Origin of the sequence: Corynebacterium sp. UBA4397 (assembly GCF_002390965.1) — a bacterium.
Taxonomy (GTDB): Bacteria; Actinomycetota; Actinomycetes; order Mycobacteriales; family Mycobacteriaceae; genus Corynebacterium; species Corynebacterium flavescens.
In genome coordinates this window covers 1-17,493 of sequence record NZ_DGRD01000046.1, presented here as the reverse complement: position 1 = coordinate 17,493, position 17,493 = coordinate 1, and the positions used below count along the sequence as shown (strand labels likewise).

The 17,493-nt window shown below is 61.4% G+C and carries 15 protein-coding genes; 10 read left to right on the top strand and 5 right to left on the bottom strand.

Annotated features, from left to right (window positions below):
• Nucleotides 1-3 precede the first annotated feature (3 nt).
• Nucleotides 4-393 carry a globin gene (locus B2696_RS09855; RefSeq protein WP_276622633.1) on the bottom strand — a complete coding sequence of 130 codons (390 nt, stop codon included), beginning with the start codon at nucleotides 391-393 and terminating at the stop codon, nucleotides 4-6.
• 144 nt (nucleotides 394-537) lie between these two features.
• Here B2696_RS09855 and B2696_RS09850 point away from each other — a divergent pair, with 144 nt between their 5' ends.
• On the top strand, nucleotides 538-1,689 hold the full coding sequence (locus tag B2696_RS09850) for a cystathionine gamma-synthase (RefSeq protein ID WP_286955187.1): 1,152 nt from the start codon (nucleotides 538-540) through the stop codon (nucleotides 1,687-1,689).
• 321 nt (nucleotides 1,690-2,010) lie between these two features.
• On the opposite strand, the gene B2696_RS09845 is transcribed toward B2696_RS09850, so the two are convergent.
• Together B2696_RS09845 and B2696_RS09840 are read right to left on the bottom strand one after the other, a co-directional pair.
• The gene (locus B2696_RS09845; protein WP_286955186.1) at nucleotides 2,011-2,481 is read right to left on the bottom strand and encodes a hypothetical protein; all 471 of its coding nucleotides are present in this window, start codon (nucleotides 2,479-2,481) and stop codon (nucleotides 2,011-2,013) included.
• Nucleotides 2,482-2,598: 117 nt separating this feature from the next.
• Nucleotides 2,599-4,476, bottom strand: coding sequence for an FAD/NAD(P)-binding protein (locus B2696_RS09840; RefSeq protein ID WP_286955184.1), 1,878 nt, complete (start codon nucleotides 4,474-4,476; stop codon nucleotides 2,599-2,601).
• Nucleotides 4,477-4,611: 135 nt separating this feature from the next.
• Here B2696_RS09840 and B2696_RS09835 point away from each other — a divergent pair, with 135 nt between their 5' ends.
• The 7 genes from B2696_RS09835 (at nucleotide 4,612) to B2696_RS09805 (ending at nucleotide 12,516) form a co-directional block, all read left to right on the top strand.
• Nucleotides 4,612-6,258 (top strand): TIGR04028 family ABC transporter substrate-binding protein, encoded by a 1,647-nt coding sequence (locus tag B2696_RS09835; RefSeq protein WP_276622629.1) that lies wholly within the window; start codon nucleotides 4,612-4,614, stop codon nucleotides 6,256-6,258.
• 3 nt (nucleotides 6,259-6,261) lie between these two features.
• Nucleotides 6,262-7,287, top strand: a complete 1,026-nt coding sequence (locus tag B2696_RS09830; protein ID WP_286955183.1) for an ABC transporter permease — start codon at nucleotides 6,262-6,264, stop codon at nucleotides 7,285-7,287.
• Nucleotides 7,284-8,084, top strand: a complete 801-nt coding sequence (locus tag B2696_RS09825) for an ABC transporter permease (RefSeq protein ID WP_075730368.1) — start codon at nucleotides 7,284-7,286, stop codon at nucleotides 8,082-8,084. The genes B2696_RS09830 and B2696_RS09825 overlap by 4 nt, the downstream gene beginning before the upstream one ends.
• Before the next feature lie 3 nt (nucleotides 8,085-8,087).
• On the top strand, nucleotides 8,088-9,695 hold the full coding sequence (locus B2696_RS09820; RefSeq protein WP_286955182.1) for a dipeptide ABC transporter ATP-binding protein: 1,608 nt from the start codon (nucleotides 8,088-8,090) through the stop codon (nucleotides 9,693-9,695).
• Between the two features lie 64 nt (nucleotides 9,696-9,759).
• Nucleotides 9,760-10,962 (top strand): alkylhydroperoxidase domain protein, encoded by a 1,203-nt coding sequence (locus tag B2696_RS09815; RefSeq protein WP_286955181.1) that lies wholly within the window; start codon nucleotides 9,760-9,762, stop codon nucleotides 10,960-10,962.
• A gap of 41 nt (nucleotides 10,963-11,003) precedes the next feature.
• Entirely contained in the window at nucleotides 11,004-11,687 is a 684-nt protein-coding gene (locus B2696_RS09810; protein ID WP_286955180.1) for an SDR family oxidoreductase, read from the top strand.
• 70 nt (nucleotides 11,688-11,757) lie between these two features.
• Nucleotides 11,758-12,516 (top strand): GntR family transcriptional regulator, encoded by a 759-nt coding sequence (locus tag B2696_RS09805; RefSeq protein WP_075730365.1) that lies wholly within the window; start codon nucleotides 11,758-11,760, stop codon nucleotides 12,514-12,516.
• Nucleotides 12,517-12,544: 28 nt separating this feature from the next.
• Here B2696_RS09805 and pepN read toward each other — a convergent pair whose 3' ends face one another.
• Nucleotides 12,545-15,052, bottom strand: coding sequence for an aminopeptidase N (pepN, locus tag B2696_RS09800; protein WP_286955179.1), 2,508 nt, complete (start codon nucleotides 15,050-15,052; stop codon nucleotides 12,545-12,547).
• Nucleotides 15,053-15,205: 153 nt separating this feature from the next.
• On the opposite strand from pepN, the gene B2696_RS09795 reads away from it, so the two are divergent.
• Together B2696_RS09795 and B2696_RS09790 are read left to right on the top strand one after the other, a co-directional pair.
• On the top strand, nucleotides 15,206-15,832 hold the full coding sequence (locus tag B2696_RS09795) for a DsbA family protein (RefSeq protein ID WP_075730363.1): 627 nt from the start codon (nucleotides 15,206-15,208) through the stop codon (nucleotides 15,830-15,832).
• Between the two features lie 162 nt (nucleotides 15,833-15,994).
• Complete coding sequence (locus B2696_RS09790) at nucleotides 15,995-16,471, top strand: ribose-5-phosphate isomerase (RefSeq protein WP_075730362.1); 477 nt, start codon at nucleotides 15,995-15,997, stop codon at nucleotides 16,469-16,471.
• A gap of 119 nt (nucleotides 16,472-16,590) precedes the next feature.
• Here the strand turns inward: B2696_RS09790 and B2696_RS09785 are convergent, their stop codons facing one another.
• Nucleotides 16,591-17,424, bottom strand: coding sequence for an aldo/keto reductase (locus tag B2696_RS09785; protein ID WP_286955177.1), 834 nt, complete (start codon nucleotides 17,422-17,424; stop codon nucleotides 16,591-16,593).
• Between the last annotated feature and the right edge of the window lie 69 nt (nucleotides 17,425-17,493).

Sequence of the window (17,493 nt, the reverse complement as noted above, 5' to 3'; positions counted from 1 at the left end):
GGTCTATACCGGCCGGTTGATGAGCATGGCAGCCACGCGCTGCATGTGATCCCACAACATGGCCCGGTAGGCAGGTGGCAGAGTCTCTTCCTCGATGTCTTCTAAGGAGTTCGACATGAGCTCTAGCCACCTGTCGTGCGCGCGCAGATCGATGGGAAATTCCGCATGGCGCATGCGCAGGCGCGGGTGTCCGCGGCGCTCACTGAAGGTCTGCGGCCCGCCCCAATACTGCACGAGGAACCACTTGAGGCGCTGTTCGGCGCCCTCCCAATCCTCGGCGGGGTACATGGGCCCGAGCAGATCGTCCTCCCGGACTTGCGCATAGAAACCCGCGACGATCCTGTCGAAGGTTTCCATGCCACCTATCGCTTCATACACACTTGCTGGCTGCACGCCGACTTCCTTTACTGTTGGGGCCTTTGGCCTATGTGAACTTTAGGATACTTGTCGGTGGAGGGGCGAGGCGGCTTCGCCAAGCATGAAATTAAATAGGCGTGATTCTTCCACAACTGTACAGCTTGGTCTAGTGTGAATAGCATGATTGAGAGCACCACACAAGGTTTTAGTTCCCGCGCCATTCACGCTGGTTATGAGCCAGATTCCCATATGGGCTCCATTAACGTTCCCATCTATGCGTCGACGACATTCGCCCAGGATGGGCTGGCGCAGCTACGTGGCGGATACGAGTATGGACGCGTGGCCAACCCCACGGTGCGCGCGCTCGAACAGACCCTGGCCGCGCTGGAAGAGGCATCTTTCGCGCGCGCTTTTTCCTCGGGCATGGCCGCAGTTGACGCCCTCATCCGCATCCTCGTGCGCCCAGGTGACCACGTCATTTTGGGAAACGATGCCTATGGCGGGATCTATCGCCTCCTTCAACACGACTATGGCGAGTGGGGCATTGAGCTCTCCATCGTCGACACCACAGATGTGGCTGCAGTCCGTGACGCGGTGCGCGAAAACACTCGGATCATTTGGCTTGAAACCCCGACTAATCCCGCGCTGAACATCACCGATATTGCGGCGATATCCGCAGTAAAAGGCAGTGCTTCGGTAGTCGTGGATAACACTTTTGCCACGCCCTACCTGCAGAAGCCTCTCGAGCTTGGCGCCGACCACGTCCTGCACTCAACCACCAAGTACCTCGGCGGGCATTCCGACGTCCTCGGTGGCGCTGTCGTGACCAACTGCGCCGATATGGACGAGCGCCTCCTCTATTTCCAGGGAAACGTAGGCGCTGTGTCCTCGCCTTTCGACGCCTATCTCACCGCTCGCGGCATCAAGACGCTGTCGGTGCGCATGGACAGGCATTGTTCGAACGCCCAGGCCGTGGCGGAATACCTGGAATCGCGACCAGAGGTCAGCCAGGTTCTTTATCCTGGCCTTTCTTCGCACCCGGGACACGAATTGGCTGCTCGGCAGATGCGCGGTTTTGGTGGCATGCTCTCCGTGCGTTTCCACAGCGAGGAGCAGGCTCGCGGAGTGTGCCTCAACACGCGTCTGGTGTGTCTTGCGGAATCTTTGGGAGGAGTCGAGTCTCTCATCGAGCATCCGCAGTCGATGACCCATGCCTCAGCTGCTGGATCGGTGCTCGTACCTCCCGCTGACCTGGTGCGTATCTCTGTTGGCATCGAAGACATCGAGGACCTCCTGGCAGATTTCGCGCAGGCACTCGACGCCCTTCATTAGAGAAAGCCTGGTCCAAGGCCCTGAAAGTACGGGTGCCATTTCCATACTCCGAAGGACCAGCGGCCAGGCTTCGGGTCTGGGCGCACCGCCGCGAGGATCTGGTCCACCACCTGGCCTAATTGCTGATAGATGCATCCCGCCGCATGGCGCAGAACCGTGTACCCCACGCAGCGTCGCATCGTTGGCCTTCCACCTGTCCCTGCGGAAGTTAGCCTGGGTCTCCTCTGAATCGCGGTGATAGCGAAAGCCGTCGACCTCGATCGCGATGCCATAGTCTAAGAGCTCTATGTCCCAGTGATAGTCCCCAATCTTGGAGTTACACTAAAGACGTAGTCCGGCCTGCCGCAACGCCGCGACGAGGTCGCGCTCCGGCGGACTGTCCGCTCCGATTGCAGCCTGGTTAAGCAGGCGTTTCGCGCGTGCGCTGAGCTTTCCCTTCGCGTGCTTATCGGCCTCTGCCTGGCCTTTCCTGCCTGCGTAGACGTGGTTGAGGAACCTTAGTGCAGCGGCCGTCGCCAAGCGGGTTGCGGCGATGACCGGCAGCTCAATGTTGAACTCGCCCCAGGTGGCGGGCCGGAAGATGCGCGTCCGGTGAAAACGCACCCACGGTGTATCGCTGCGCCGCTGCCGGTGCGGAATGCTCACCTCGATGGGCAGCGTGACCTCCTCCTCCATCATCAGTTGCGCGAGGGTCGTCCCCGTGAGCAGGAAGCCCTGCGCGGAGAGCACGTGCGCGGCCTCCACTGGCGAAGGCTTTCCCCACACATGAATGCCGGGCGCGAGCCTGGTCATCACGCCCTTCTTGATGCGCCGAGCTGCGGGCTTTGCGGTTGGGGGCGGGGGCCGGTTCGGGGTTTGGGAGCCAGAGTGGGGAGAGCTTTCGCGCGCGGGAGGGCCAAGCGCTGGAGGCTATCCGCGCGCGGCCTGAAGTAGGGAGCCCGCGGTGCGGTCAGTCTCCTGCAACATGAGCGGGTCGGTACCTGGCATCGGGGAGATGGTGGTGTCCGGCCACTGCGCGTAGGTGGGAATACCCAGGATATGCAGGCGCTTGTCGACGCCGCCATCAGGGTGCACCACCAACCTCTCCCATGTGGTTTCCGGCGACCCGGTGCGGCGTTCGTGGTCGCGGAAGGCACGCACGCGCCCCGCCAGCGAGAGCGCCAAGGGGTCGGTGGAGTGGCGGATGTCGGGCTGGTGCATCCAGGCGTCGATAAGCCAGGGCGAAGAAGCGGAGGCGTACTTGGTGCTGAGGGTGAACTCGGTGTCGTCGAAGGTGAGATTGGGGTGGGGGCCTAGGAAGGAAACGAGGCGGGCTTCGACAAGCGCGAGCAGTTCACGGGTGCGGAACAGTGGAGGGCCGGAGCCGACCATCTGCCCAAAGGCCATGAACTCGCTGTAGGAATCGCTGCGGGAATCCCAGGTCAGGCGCCCAGGTGAGGCAGCGATGGAGGCGGGCTTGCGCGCGGCCGAGATGGTCCACAGGGCAGCCTTGAGAGGAGAATCCGCGGCTGCGACGGCCTCGGCGATGTCGTGTGCCAAGGCAGAGGCGAGGAAATCATCGACGCTGCCGCCGGAAAAGTCCGCGAAAGGACGTACCCAGTGGGCAAGGTCGAGGGGATCGGTGGAGACACCAGCTAGTGCTGCGTTGATTTCACGGCAGGCTCCGACAAAGTCCGACGAGGTGATCGGGGCGGCGTCGAGGCGGGTAAGGATCTCGGGCAGGGGAAGCTTCAACGCGGCGGGTGCTACCCGGTCCTGGGTCTGATAGTACGCGGCGTAGGCATCACGCAGCAGGTGGGGCAGGACCTCGGTGCCGAAGTCGATTTCGGGCCCGAGTGAAGCCAGCGCGGCGGAGAAGCGGGGGAGATTGGCTGCTGGAGGCAGTGAGTGATACTCGGACTTGGGTAGGTAGGGGTAGCCGCGCCCAGAGGAAACCACGAGGTGTGGCTCGCGGCCGCTGGGCTCGTAGCGCAGGCCGGAGCGGGTGCTTGAATCCTCGTGGAAGATGCCGCCGCGGCCGATGGTCAGTAGCGCCATGGCGTCGAAGAAGCCCATTCCGAGCCCGCGGACGAGGACGGGGATGCCGGCGGGGACCTCAGATAGCGGCTGTTCGACGGGGTTATCCGGGCGAACCCAGTGGAGACCAGACTCGGCGAGGTGGGCTTCTGAGTCAGTGAGCGCAGGGACTTGCCAGCCGTAGGCCAAAGCAGTGGCGGTGGCGCTGACGTGGGAGCCGTCGGACAAGGTGAGTACGTCGTGGTCGCCGGCCTGTGCGACGGAAATGACACGAGAGTGGTGCTCGATGACGGTGACGGAATCTGGGAGCTGGGCCAAGGCAACCTCATAGACCCAGTGCAGGTAGGCGCCGTAGAGGGCACGCGAGGGGTTGGACTCGGGGCGGGTGGTGGCGAGTTCTGCGGCGAAGGCCGGGGCCACGGAGGCGGGATGGGAATCGAAGAGGCGCTTCTTCGCGGGGGCGATGCCTGCGGACTCCCCGCGCAGGAGCTGGATCCATTCGTAGAGGGTAGGGCCTTCCACGACGGGGGCTGTGGTGGTTGAGGTTGGCTCGGTGAAGAGGGTGACGGCGCCGGCGAGGGTGTTCATGCACAGGGTCTTGGTCTGCGAGGTGTCCCAGATGCGGCCGGCGCCGATGTCGGAATCGTCGATAAGGTGCAGCTCAATAGGTGCAGGTGGGCGGTCCAGCAGGTGGGCGCCGAGGCGTTCGACGAGGGAGATACCGCGCGGTCCCATCCCCACGAGGGCGATGGACGGGGTGGTTGGGGTCATTTTATTCATCCTTAGCGCGGGCTGACATGCTCGCAGTTTATAAACCTTTTTAGACTGTGCTGTCTGTAGGGATAATACTAAACAGTCTACGCTGTGTTAAATTCTACAGACCTATAGACAAACACACTCTTCAGCATGGGAAGTAAGACCGTGAAACGCTTGAAAGCAATGGCCAGCATCATCACTGCTGCGGCTGTGATGGCCGGTTGTGCAGCGCACGCCGAGTCGAAGGAGGAAGACAACGTTCTCACCTACCTTGAACCACAGTTCTTCCGCACTCTCTACCCGCCCGCAGCAGGCTTCTATCCCAATGGCGCCGTGGTCAACCAGTTGACGGACCGGCTGCTCTTTCAGGATCCGGAGACTCTCGAGCTCAGCCCGTGGATTGCCACGGAGTTGCCGCAGGTTAACCAGGATGCCACTGAGTACACCTTCAACGTGCGCACCGATGTGACCTACTCCGACGGTACTCCCATGACAACGGAGAATATTGTCCGCAATTTCGATCTCTTTGGGCTCGGCGATAAGGACCGCCGGCTGTCCTCCTCGGAGCAGATCTCCAACTACGAGCGTGGGGAAGCCGTTGATGAGGACACGGTGAAGTTCTACTTCTCGGCGCCCGCGCCGGGCTTCTTGCAAGCTACCTCCACCTATAACGCTGGATTGCTTTCTGATAGCACCCTCGATTTTGATGATGAGGGCTTCGGACCAGGCAATGCAACCCAGGTCATAGGCTCGGGGCCTTTCGTCGTGGAATCGGAGAAGATCGGCACCGATCTCATGCTGCGCACCCGCGAGGACTATGACTGGGCGCCTCCCGCCACGGAGCATCAGGGACGTGCTTCCGTCGACGGCGTGCATTACATTCTGGCCTCCGAAGAGTCAGTGCGCACCGGCGCGATCATCTCGGGTCAGGCCGATATTGCACGTCAGATTTCCGCGCCGCAGGAGCCGCTGCTGCGGGAGAAGGGCGTGGATATTGTCTCGCGGGGTACCAACTCAGTCAACAATCAGATTGCCTTCCGCTTCAACTATCCCACTTTGCAGGATAAGCGCGTGCGCGAGGCCATTATCCATGGCATCGACAGGGAGGAGATCCTGCGGGTGCTCTTCTCCGATTCTTATCCGCTGGCCACCTCGTCTCTGGCAGCCACTTCGCTGGGATATAAAGACCAGTCCGCGGCCTATACCTATGACCCGGAGCTCTCGCGCCGCCTGCTCGATGAGGCCGGCTGGGTGCCAGGCCCGGATGGAATTCGGGTCAAGGACGGCCAGCGGCTTTCTTTCCGTACCAACACTGCGATTCCGCAGCCGCGTTCCAAGGAAGTCATGACCATGGTGCAAGACCAGCTGGGGGACCTGGGCATTGACTTCCACATCAATGCCGGTGACCAGGCCACACAGAATGCCGATGCGAAATCCATCGATAAGGTGCAGCTCTATCACATGATGGTGGGCCGCGCCGACTACGACGTCATCTCCTCGATGTATGCCAAAGACTCCCGTGACGCCCTGCTCAACCAGGATGCGGAAGGCAACGCTTTGGACCCGCGTCTAGAGGAGCTCTTGGACGAGGTTACTTCCAGCCCGGAGCAAGAACAGCGCCGCAAGGCCGTCGAGGCAGTCCAGGATTACCTCACCGAGCAGGCTTATCTCCTGCCGCTTTTTGAAGAGCCGGTGGTCTACGCCGTCAGCAGGGAAGTCACGGGCTTTAGACCCGAATCGGTGGCACGCCCTTGGTTCTATGAGGTGGAGCTCCACCGCATAGCAGGAGGAGAATAAACGATGAATCCCAAGCAACTTGCTGCGCGTATCGGCCAGGCGGTCGTCGTGCTTGTGGTGACCTACACGGTCGCCTTCCTGCTCCTCTCGGCGCTGCCCTCTGATGCGGTGATGTCGCGCTTCGGTGACCCGGCACTCGGGCTCTCCGAGGCGGAGATTGCGGCCATTCGGGAGGAAATGGGCGTCGACAAGCCTCTGGTGGTGCAATTCTTCACCGGCCTGGCAGGGGCACTGGTGGGTGACTTCGGCAACTCAACCCAGACTGGCGCCAAGGTGGGAACGCTCATTGCCGACGCCGCGCCCCACACCCTCGCCCTCGCCGCCAGCTCCATTGGGCTGGCCATCCTCGTGGCGCTTCTCGTGGCCTTCCTTGCCACTCTGCCCGGGCTTGGCTTCATCTCCGCTTTCTTCCGTGGGCTGCCTTCCTTCATGGTCTCCCTGCCGGGATTCTGGATCGGCATCCTGCTCATCCAGTTTTTCTCCTTCCAGCTGGGCTGGATAAGAATCATCGAGCCCTCTTCCTTTGAGGGGCTCATCCTTCCCACCCTGACGCTGGCCGTGCCCATGGCGGCCCCGCTTATCCAGGTGCTCATTCGCTCCATTGATGAGACCCAGGCCATGCCTTTCGTGCAGGCCGTGCGCTCGCGTGGAGCAAGCGAGGCGTGGATATTCTGGCGCGATATTCTGCGCAACTCGCTCTTGCCCGCGCTGACCATGGCGGGACTGCTCTTTGGAGAGCTCGTCGGCGGCGCCGTGGTCACGGAAACCGTCTTCGGTCGCACCGGACTGGGGCAGATGACCGCCCAGGCGGTGTCCAACCGTGATACCCCGGTCTTGCTGGCGATAGTGCTCATCGCCGCCGCAGCCTACGTTGTTATCAATCTCATCGTGGACCTTCTCTATCCCGTTCTCGATGTGCGCCTGCGTGCTCCCCGCACGCGCTCCACCAGCCCACAAGCCGCCGCAGACCACGTCTCGGCCCGCGTCACGTCACCAGCGGCCGAACTCGAGGAAGGACCTCGCGCATGACCAAGCAGAAGCTTCTCGCCCCCACGACGGTGATCTCTGCCATTATCTTGGCTATTGCCTTTCTCGCAGCGCTCTTTCCCGGGCTCTTTAGTAACTCTGACCCCTATGCGGGAACCGATGTCGCGCTGCTTAGCCCCAGCTCGCAGCACTGGTTTGGCACCGACGCGATTGGCCGCGATCTTTATGCGCGCGTGGTCTACGGCGCCAGGCAATCCTTGCTCGGGGCGCTCATCGCCGTGGCCGTAGGTCTGGTGGTTGGCACGGTGCTGGGCCTTGTAGCCGGTTCCTTGCGTGGCTGGGTAGACGTGGTCATCATGCGCGTCGTCGATGTGCTGCTTTCGATTCCGGGCATCTTGCTCAGCCTGTCCATCATCATTGTCCTGGGCTTTGGTTCGCTGCAGGCCGCGGTCGCTGTCGGTGCGACCTCCATCGCCACCTTCGCCCGTCTGGCTCGCTCGCGGGTGATTTCGGTGGCCGGCGCGGAGTATATCGAGGCTGCCTATGGCTCGGGTGCTACCCCGGCGCAGGTCATGTTCCGGCATATCCTGCCCAACTCGCTGACTCCGGTCATAGCTCTGGCGACGCTGCAATTCGGCTCCGCCATCCTGCAGCTCTCCATCTTGGGCTTCTTGGGCTACGGGGCACCGGCCCCCACGCCAGAGTGGGGCCTTATCATCGCCGAGGGCCGCGATTTTATGGCCACGGCGTGGTGGCTCATCATCTTGCCGGGGCTGGCCATCGTGGCCGTCGTTGTCTCGGCCAACCGTCTATCGCAGAACTTCCGAGCAGAGGCATAAACCGTGACACAACCGCTCTTGCAGATAACTGACCTCAATATTTCCTATGAAACCGCCCAGGGGCACGTCGACGCCGTCGAAGGCGTCAACCTAGCTGCTTATCCGGGCCAGATTACCGCGATCGTGGGCGAATCAGGCTCAGGCAAGTCCACTTCCGCCATGGCCGCGATTGGGTTGCTGGCGCCGAATGCCCGGATCACAGCCGGCAGCATCGTATTCGATGGCCGTGACGTCACGGACTTTAGTAACAAGCAGTGGCGCGGGCTGCGCGGCACCCGGATCGGTCTGGTTCCCCAGGACCCGAATAACTCCCTCAACCCGCTCAAGACCATTGGCGCCGCGGTGGAGGAGGGCATGGCCATCCACGGTCGCGGCAGCGCGGCGCAGCGCAAAGCCAAGGCGCTTGAGCTGCTGGAGCGCGTGGGCATTGATAACCCGCGCAAGCGCTACGGGCAATATCCCCACGAGCTCTCCGGCGGCATGAAGCAACGCGTGCTCATCGCCGCGGCAGTGGCGCTGGAACCGGCGCTCATCATCGCCGACGAACCGACTTCCGCCCTCGACGTCACCGTGCAGAAGGTCATTCTTGATCTCCTTGATGAGATGAGGCATGAGCTGGGCCTGAGCATCCTGTTCATCACGCATGACCTGGCGGTGGCCGGCGACCGCGCGGATCACATCGTGGTCATGGAAAAGGGCCAGGTGCGCGAGTCGGGCTTTGCCGCCAGCGTGCTCACCGATCCCCAAGACGCCTATTCCAAACGCCTGCTTGCCGACGCCCCCTCCCTCACCGTAGCCGACATCGACCGGCGCCCCGTGCCCCATAGCGAGACGCTGCTCGAGGTGAAGAACATGGTCCAGCGCTTCGATGACTTCACGGCTGTCGATGGAGTGAGCTTCAGCGTTGCTCGCGGCAGCACCCACGCTTTAGTGGGGGAGTCCGGCTCCGGGAAAACCACCATTGGTCGCGCCATTTCCTTATTCAATACCCCAACATCCGGGTCTATCGCCCTGAGTGGGGAAGAGATAACTGGGCGCAGGGGCAAGGAGCTGCGGCACTTGCGCCGGCGCATCCAGCTGGTCTACCAAAACCCTTTCGGTTCCCTGGATCCGCGCATGAGCATCGGGGATAGCATCGCTGAGCCGCTGCGTAACTTCGACGGAGCCTCAGCGCGTCAGGCTCGTCGCAAGGCCGAAGAATACCTAGACCTCGTGGCCCTAGACAAGGCCATTGCTTCTCGACGTCCGCGCGAGCTCTCCGGCGGCCAACGCCAGCGCGTGGCCATCGCCCGCGCCATGATTGTCGAGCCGGAACTCGTGGTGCTCGATGAGGCTGTCTCCGCCCTCGACGTCACCGTCCAATCGCAGATCTTGCGCCTGCTCAACGATCTGCAGGGCCAGCTGGGGCTGACCTATATATTCATCTCGCACGATTTAGCCGTGGTCAACCAGATTTCCGATACCGTCAGCGTGCTCTCGCACGGACAACAGGTGGAATACGGTAAAACCGCCGAGGTCTTTAACAACCCGCAGTCTGGGTTTACCCGCCAGCTCATCGAGGCTATTCCAGGCTCACGCTACCGTGCAGGTGACCTGAACTTGGGGCTCTAGGCTCGGCCTTGCACTTAAAGGCACTGAACTTCTAAAGGCATTTATAAGGCACTGAAAGGAAAACATGGAAGACATCATCAATCAACTAGCACAGGCCGGCCCGGACATTGAGGCATTGCGCGCCGCCCGGGCGGATGCGCGTAGCAATGCGCAGGCTTCCTTTAAGGCCCTGCTCGAGCCGGAGAACCCCGGGCCCTTTTCCTATGGCGAGCGCTATGCGGTGGCTGCCTTTAGTGCCGGAGTCTCCCAGTCATCCCAGGCCGCGGAGTTCTATCTCGATCTGCTGGCGGATGAAACCTCGCCACAGGTCGTGGATGCCGTGCGCCGAGCGATAGAGCACGGGGTATCCAGCGGGCCTTATAAGCACGGAAGTTTCCTGGTGTTTAGCGCCGCCGATGTGGGCGAGCGCCTCGCCGCAGCCTTTGACTGGGCGCACCTGCTTATTTTTCATCCCAAAGATGCCTCGCCTGCTGCGATCGGGCACCTCTATAGTGCCGGGTGGGCGGAGGATGACACAGTCAGTCTCTCCCAGCTGGTGGCTTTCCTTTCTTTCCAGCTACGCGTGATTCACGCGCTCAGCGTGTTGGGTGGCCAGTCGCCTTCAGTGCCTTCTGCTTCCCGTGTCGAGGGCGTGACGGATCCAGGCTGGCAGGTGACGGATAGCGTGGTGTATGAGGAGGTCGTAGGCCCAGCCGGCTTTGTCAACCACTCTCTAGGCTGGCGTCCGTGGGTGGCGCCGCTGAGCAAGGAGGAGCTCACGCGAGAGCAGCGCGAGGCGCTCATCCAACCTCAACGCATTGATTCGGCTTATTTTCGGCTGCTCGCGCGTGATCCCGCCGCGCTAAAGGCTCGGACGCTGACGGACTTCGACATCTTTTATAACACCGAGGGCGGCCTTGCTCGCGCCGATCGCGAGCTCGCAGCCACGGTGGTCTCGCGTTACAACGGCTGCGAATACTGCGCTTCGGTGCATCAGGCTCGCAGCGTGGAGGAGGGCGGGGACCGCGCAGCTATTGACCGCCTGCTCTTTGAGGGCGTCGAGGCGGATCTGGGCAGCAGCAAGTGGGACCTCATCCGCAGGGCAGCGCTGGCGCTCACGGCAACGCCCTTTGCCTTTGGGGCCAAGCATGTGGAGGAGCTGCGCGCGGGCGGATTCGACGATCAATCTATTCTTGATCTGGTTTACTCCGCTTCCTTCTTCAATTGGGCTAACCGCCTCATGCTGACGCTGGGTGAGGCGGAGTTGCCCAAGCGCTTCCGTAAATAGAATCCTGACCGGGTGTGCGCTGTATCGCTACGATGGTCGGCATGGCTAAACCAGAAGTAGATTCCCCAGAAAAGATTGCAGTAGTAAGCGGTGCCACCGGAGGAATGGGGCGTGAGATCATCGCGGATCTCGCGCGTGACCATCACGTTTTTGCCCTCGGCAGGCAGGTAGAAAAGATTGCAGGAATGGAAAACGTCACCCCCGTTGCCATCGACCTCGTCGCGGGGCTGGATTCCGGGCTAGAGCTTCCGGAGATCGCGCGAGTTGATGTTCTCGTCCATGCGGCGGCGCGCGCGGATAAGTTCTCGGTGGAGTCGGCTCGGCCGAGCGATTGGCGGGATCAGATGGACCTCAATGTGTATGCCGCCGCGGAGTTGACCAGGGCTCTCCTGCCGCAGACGCGGAAGGCCGGGGGAACGGTGATCTTTATCAACTCGGGTGCGGGACGCAATAGCTATGCAGATAATGTCATTTACGCAGCTACCAAGCATGCGCTCTATGCACTCGCGGATGGGCTGCGCAAGGCCGAGCCCGAGATTCGCGTCTCTACCGTGGCGCCGGGGCCGACGGATACGCCGATGCTCAAAGGCCTGCAGGACTATGAGCCGGAGCATGTTATTGCGCCGGTCGAGGTGGCCAAGGCTATCCGCGCCGTGGTCAACGCCGGCCCTTCAACGCAGTTGACGGAGATTCAGGTACGCCCGCGGGTGGAACTGAGGAAGTAATAAGAAAAAGGGCGATAGACGTCACATATGTTAAGTCTTGCATTAGATACCCTTTCGTTATAATCCTTATGTGGGCAATACTAACCGCCGGCGTCCGGCGTATTTGACGATCTCGGATTCCCTGCGTGGCCGTATCGAAAGACACGAGCTCAAACCAGGGGAGCGCTTTCCAACTGAGCGCGAATTAGTGCAGGAGTTTAACGTAGCACGCATGACGGTGAGGCATGCCCTCGATATTCTACAAATCGAGGGCCTTATTGACAGGCGGCGCGGACGCACGGGCGGAACCTTCGTGCGCGCTATTCCTCCCGCACTGAGCCTGACCTCTAAAGAGGGCTTCATCGAGCAGCTACGCGCGTTGGGGCATGAAACTGCAGACTCGGTGGTTTCGCTTTCTCGAAATGAGGTGCTCCGGCATGTGGCGGTGGCGCTGGGAATAGAGGATGGCACGCCCGTGTGGGAGCTCAAGCGCGTGCACTGTATTGACGGCCTTCCGGTGATCTTTTCCTATCACACTTTCCCGGTGGCACTCGTGCCGGATTTGAGGGAAAACGAGCTCACTGCCCCCATTCCGCAGCTGCTGGCCGCGGCGGGCTGCCCGCCTGTGTACAAGCGTGAGGCCATCTCCACCACCACTGCCCGCAGCGAAGAGCAGCGCCTTTTGAAGGTCAGCCGTGGACACCCGCTGCTGCGTCTGATGCGGATCCTCAAGGCGGCTGATGGCACGGTCGTTGACTATGTCGAGGAATCCCTGCGCGCCGATGCGGTAAACATCGAGCTCGAGATGGGGGAGGATCCAGCGCCGACGGAGGCGCCGCGGCTGGATTAGCCGCGGCAGCTGCCGGCCAGAGGGCTCCTTAAGCGGCGTCGACCTGTCGGTTACGCAGAGCGCGGGCGCTGCGATCGCGCTGCTCGGTGACGATCCTGCGCAAGCCTCCCGGCAGGTCACGGCCAAGGAATGCATCCGCACGCTCGAGGGTGGCATGCGAGACATCCCAGGAGGGGAAGAGCCCCGTCACGGTGGTCTGCCCAATCTCGGAGGAACGCGAGCTCCAGATCTTCTCCGCGACGTCGAAGTACTCCGCAGAGGGCAGGAGTTCCTCCGCGCCGGGATAAGTCAGACCCTCTAGCTTGGAGGTCAGCTCGCGGTTGCCCAGCTCGCTTTCGACGATTTCTTTCCACTGCGCACGCTTGTTCTCGGCAGTATTGACCGCAGCGCGAGCGCGGATTGCGGATTGATAGCCTGTCGCGGAGTTATCGTGGCCCAGTTCGGCCTCGATGGTGGCGGAGGGATCCTCTAGTGCGCCGTCGGCGGCTAGCGCGGCAATAGCGTGCCAGCGCAGGCCCTGGTCGCTCGAGTTCTGGAGAGTCTCGCGCAGAAACTCGCGCGTGCCCTCGGTCAGCTTGATCCGCGTCAAAGCCTGGGCGAAAATGAGCGCGCGTTCGGAATCTGGATCGGTGGTGCCTTCCAAAAGGGCGTCGGCAAGCACGGTGGACTGGTGCGCCCAGCGCGGGTCTGCATAGTGGAACTGGGCGGTTGCGGCTTGCTGCAGAACGCGCTCCAACACGGCTAGCTCGCTCTCAGCCGCAGCTCCACGGGCAACGAGCTGGACGAAGTCGCGAGCGCGCATCGCCCCATCCCGCGTCATCTGCCAAGCCGCCGACCAGCACAACGTGCGCGCCATGGGGTCGGCGAACTTGTCGATGTTGCCCACAGCAAAATCGAGCGAAGCCTCATCGAGCTCTTGCAAGCAGTAGGTGAGATCGTCGTCGTTGACCAAAATGAGGTCGGCGGCGGGAACGCCACGCAGCTCCGGGACCTCGGTGGAGGCACCATCGATGTCGAGCTCGACGCGCTTGAAACGGCGGACCTTGCCATCTTCCAGGCGATAGAGACCGACCGCGATGCGGTGGGTGCGCGCCGGCTCACCCTGCTGCCGGATGCGGAAGTCGCTATAGGTGCCGTCCTCCACGTGGAAGTCGGCGGACAGGGTATTCATGCCCGTGGTCTTGAGCCATTGTTGCGCCCAGAAAGACAGATCGCGCCCGGAGGCCTCCTCGAGGTGCCCGAGGAGATCTTCGAAGGTGGCATTGGAGTAGGCGTGCGCTGCGAAGTGGCGACGCACCCCAGCAAAGAAGTTCTCCCTGCCCACATAGGCCTGGAGCTGCTTGAGCACAGAGGCGCCCTTGGCGTAGGTGATACCGTCGAAGTTCTGCTCCACGGTCTCGATATCGGAGGCATCGGTGGAGATGGGGTGCGTCGTGGGAAGCTGGTCCTGCTGGTAGGCCCAGGCCTTTTCGACGTTCGCGAAGGTCACCCACGCAGTGTCATACTCGGTTTCCTCCGCCTGGGAAATGGCCGCTGACCAGGTGGCAAAGGATTCGTTGAGCCAGAGATCGTTCCACCACTTCATGGTGACGAGGTCGCCGAACCACATGTGCGCCAGCTCGTGCAAGATGGTGTCCGCGCGGCGCTCGTAGCGATAGTGAGTGGCCGGGGAGCTAAAAACATACTCGTCGCGGATGGTCACGCAGCCGGCATTTTCCATGGCCCCGGCGTTGAACTCGGGGACGAAGATCTGATCGTATTTCCCAAAGGGGTAGGCCACACCAAAGTTGCGGTGGTAGAAGTCGAAGCCCTGCTTGGTCTCGCGGAACAGGCGCTGTGCGTCCAAGTGTGGCGCCAGGGATTCGCGGCAGTACAACCCCAGCGGAACTTCGACGGCACGCGCCGGCTGGCCCTCTGGGTGCTCGGTGAGCTCGCCGTGCCAGGTGTCTGTGATCTCGTGATAGGGCCCGGCACACAGAGCCACCAGGTAGGTGGATAGTGGATAATCAATGCTGGTGGACCAGGTATTGTCCTGCTGCGTGACTGGCCCGTTGGTGATGACCTTCCAGCCCTGGGGAGTGCGGAAGGAGAGATCGTAGGTTGCCTTCATGTCCGGCTGATCAAAGCAGGCAAAGACCCGCTTGGCATCTGCGGTCTCAAATTGGGTGTAGAGATAAACCTGCTCATCGGCCGGATCCACGAAGCGGTGGAGCCCTTCGCCCGTGCGCGAGAAAGGAATGGTGGCCACGACTTTGAGTTCGTAGTCATCTTCCTCGAGCCCAGCGAGCACGATCCCGGATTCCTCCTCGTATCCCTCCTGCGGCAGCGTCTGCCCGTTGAGGGTCACCTCGTGGATCTCTTGCGCGCGCAGATCGATGAATGTCGACCCCGGTTCTTGGCAGCTAAAGCGCACGGTGGTGGTGGACAGGAAGTGCGATTCCGACACTGTGAGGTCAAGATGGACATCGTAGTGATGGACGGCAATCTGCCTAAAGCGCGCGGCGGCTTCCTCACGAGTGAGGTTTGTCGAGGTCATGGAAGTTCTGCTCCTAACTAGCGGATGTTTTTCTGCATCCACCCTAGCCGCGCACCTACAGTGGGGGGCAGAGCAAGCCCCGGGGAATGCCCACTCCCTTGGTCTTTCTCGCTTTAAAAACACGCAAAAACACCTGACATCAAGGAGAAAACCATGGCTGAAGCCGTCAAGTTCTGGTTCGACTGCACCTGTCCTTTCGCGTGGGCAACCTCGCGCTGGATCAAGGAAGTAGAGAAGGTGCGCGATATACATGTCGAATTCGAACCGATGTCGTTGTCCGTACTTAATGAGGGCCGCGACCTTGACCCCGAATACTTGGAGATGATGAAAGCCGCATGGGGCCCGGCTCGCGTTGCTGCCAAGATTGCGGTGGAGGCCCCTGAGAAGGTCGACGCCTATTACACGGCCATGGGCAACGCCCTCCACGGGCACGGCAAGGGCGGCAAGAAGGGCTACGGCGCCTACGACGAGGTTATCTCCGAGGCTCTCGCCGAAGCCGGTCTTCCCGCCGAGTTCGCCGCGGTGGCCAACACTGAGGCCGTCGATGACAAGCTGCGCGAGTTTCACAATCACGCCATCTCCGAGGTCGGCGATGAAGTTGGTACCCCCGTGGTCAAGCTCGGCGATACCGCTTTCTTTGGCCCCGTTATTACCCGCATTCCCACGGGGGAGGAGGCCGGCGAGCTTTTCGACGCCGCCGTGCGCTTGGCCCAGTACCCCTACTTCTTTGAAATCAAGCGCACCCGCACGGAGATGCCGCAGGTTCAATCACGCCCTTGACCTGCCAGTACGCCAGTCGGCTATGTCGGCAGTTATGTCCAAGCCACCCGAATTCTCGCAAGCTTCCCGCACTAGAACACAGGACGGTTGCGCAGGGGCATCACCTACTCCAGAAGTGGGCTAGCGCCTGCGAACTAGCGGCAAGGCGGTAGTATCAAGGGCATGCGCGTTTATCTAGGAGCAGACCACGCCGGTTTTGAGACAAAGAATGCCATTGCCGAGCATTTGAAGAAGCAAGGACACGAGGTCATCGACTGCGGTGCCCACGAATACGATGCCGAGGATGATTACCCGGCATTCTGCATTGAGACGGCGCAGTGCACCGTCAATGACCCGGGTTCTTTGGGCATCGTCCTTGGTGGCTCCGGCAACGGTGAGCAGATCGCCGCCAACAAGGTCCAGGGTGCACGCTGTGCCTTGGCATGGTCCGAGGAGACTGCCCGCCTCGCACGCGAGCACAACAACGCTCAGCTCATCGGCATCGGCGGGCGCATGCACTCCGAGGCCGAGGCTCTCGCCATCGTTGACGCTTTCTTGGACCAAGAATGGTCCCGGGCCGAGCGCCACCAGCGCCGCATCGACATTCTTTCTGATTTCGAGCGCACCGGCGTTGCCCCAGAGGTCCCGCCCGCGCGCTAGCAGCTCCGGGCAAGCTGCCCACGCAATTAATTACCCCGCCGCCAAGCCACAGCTTAAATGCTGTGAAAGCTTGGCGGCGGGGTTTGTTGTGAAGCCATTTCGTCGAGAGTGGTCCGGAGTTAGGACACGTTTACGTCATTGGGGTGCGAGCCTCCGCGACCCTCTTCGCCGCGATCCAGGCCCGTTATGGCGGCCATTTCATCCTCGCTGAGTTCAAAGCCGAAGACGTCGAAGTTCTCCGCAATGCGGGAAGGCGTGGCGGACTTGGGGAATACGATGACGTTGTTCTGCAGGTGCCAGCGGATGATGACCTGGGCAGGGGAAACTCCGTACTTGTGCGCGGGTTCGGTAATCTCTGGCTGTTCGAAGATATCGGACTTGCCTTGGCCTAGCGGCCCCCACGCCTCAATCTGGATGTTGTGCGCGCGGAACGCATCTAGCTCGCGCCACCGCTGCAGGTAGGGGTGCAGCTCTACCTGGTTGACCACGGGCTCTACGTCGGTATAGGTCTCGAGCTTTTCAAGGTGCTCGATTTCGAAGTTGGATACGCCAATGCTGCGAGTCTTGCCCGCATCGCGCAGCTTGATGAGCTCTTTCCACGCCTCGAGGTAGTGGTCGTTGGCGGGACAGGGCCAGTGGATGAGGTAGAGGTCTACGTAATCTAGGCCCAGCTTGTGAAGTGATTCATCGAGCGCGGCCGCAGCGTCAGTCTGGCGATCATTCCACAGCTTCGTGGTGATGAAGAGCTCTTCGCGCGGGATGCCTGACTTGGCAATTGCCCTGCCAACGCCCTCCTCATTGCCGTAGATGGCCGCGGTGTCGATGTGGCGATAGCCTACACGCAGTGCCTCCAGCACTAGCTCTTCCGTTTTGTCTGGATCTACCTGGAAGACCCCATAGCCCAGTTGGGGAATGGAATTGCCGTCATTCAACTTAATCATTGGTACTGTCATGCGGCCCAGACTACGCGGAAACGTCGGGGAGCCGCAGGAGTGTTGATGGTCAAGTCCTTTTGAGTGGTG

What these genes read in the sequence shown, in the direction of transcription:
- B2696_RS09850 (WP_286955187.1), top strand. Translation starts at nt 538, where the DNA reads ATGATTGAGAGCACCACACAAGGTTTTAGTTCCCGCGCCATTCACGCT.
- B2696_RS09845 (WP_286955186.1), bottom strand. Translation starts at nt 2,481, where the DNA reads ATGACCAGGCTCGCGCCCGGCATTCATGTGTGGGGAAAGCCTTCGCCA.
- B2696_RS09840 (WP_286955184.1), bottom strand. Translation starts at nt 4,476, where the DNA reads ATGACCCCAACCACCCCGTCCATCGCCCTCGTGGGGATGGGACCGCGC.
- B2696_RS09835 (WP_276622629.1), top strand. Translation starts at nt 4,612, where the DNA reads ATGGGAAGTAAGACCGTGAAACGCTTGAAAGCAATGGCCAGCATCATC.
- B2696_RS09830 (WP_286955183.1), top strand. Translation starts at nt 6,262, where the DNA reads ATGAATCCCAAGCAACTTGCTGCGCGTATCGGCCAGGCGGTCGTCGTG.
- B2696_RS09825 (WP_075730368.1), top strand. Translation starts at nt 7,284, where the DNA reads ATGACCAAGCAGAAGCTTCTCGCCCCCACGACGGTGATCTCTGCCATT.
- B2696_RS09815 (WP_286955181.1), top strand. Translation starts at nt 9,760, where the DNA reads ATGGAAGACATCATCAATCAACTAGCACAGGCCGGCCCGGACATTGAG.
- B2696_RS09810 (WP_286955180.1), top strand. Translation starts at nt 11,004, where the DNA reads ATGGCTAAACCAGAAGTAGATTCCCCAGAAAAGATTGCAGTAGTAAGC.
- pepN (WP_286955179.1), bottom strand. Translation starts at nt 15,052, where the DNA reads ATGACCTCGACAAACCTCACTCGTGAGGAAGCCGCCGCGCGCTTTAGG.
- B2696_RS09795 (WP_075730363.1), top strand. Translation starts at nt 15,206, where the DNA reads ATGGCTGAAGCCGTCAAGTTCTGGTTCGACTGCACCTGTCCTTTCGCG.
- B2696_RS09790 (WP_075730362.1), top strand. Translation starts at nt 15,995, where the DNA reads ATGCGCGTTTATCTAGGAGCAGACCACGCCGGTTTTGAGACAAAGAAT.
- B2696_RS09785 (WP_286955177.1), bottom strand. Translation starts at nt 17,424, where the DNA reads ATGACAGTACCAATGATTAAGTTGAATGACGGCAATTCCATTCCCCAA.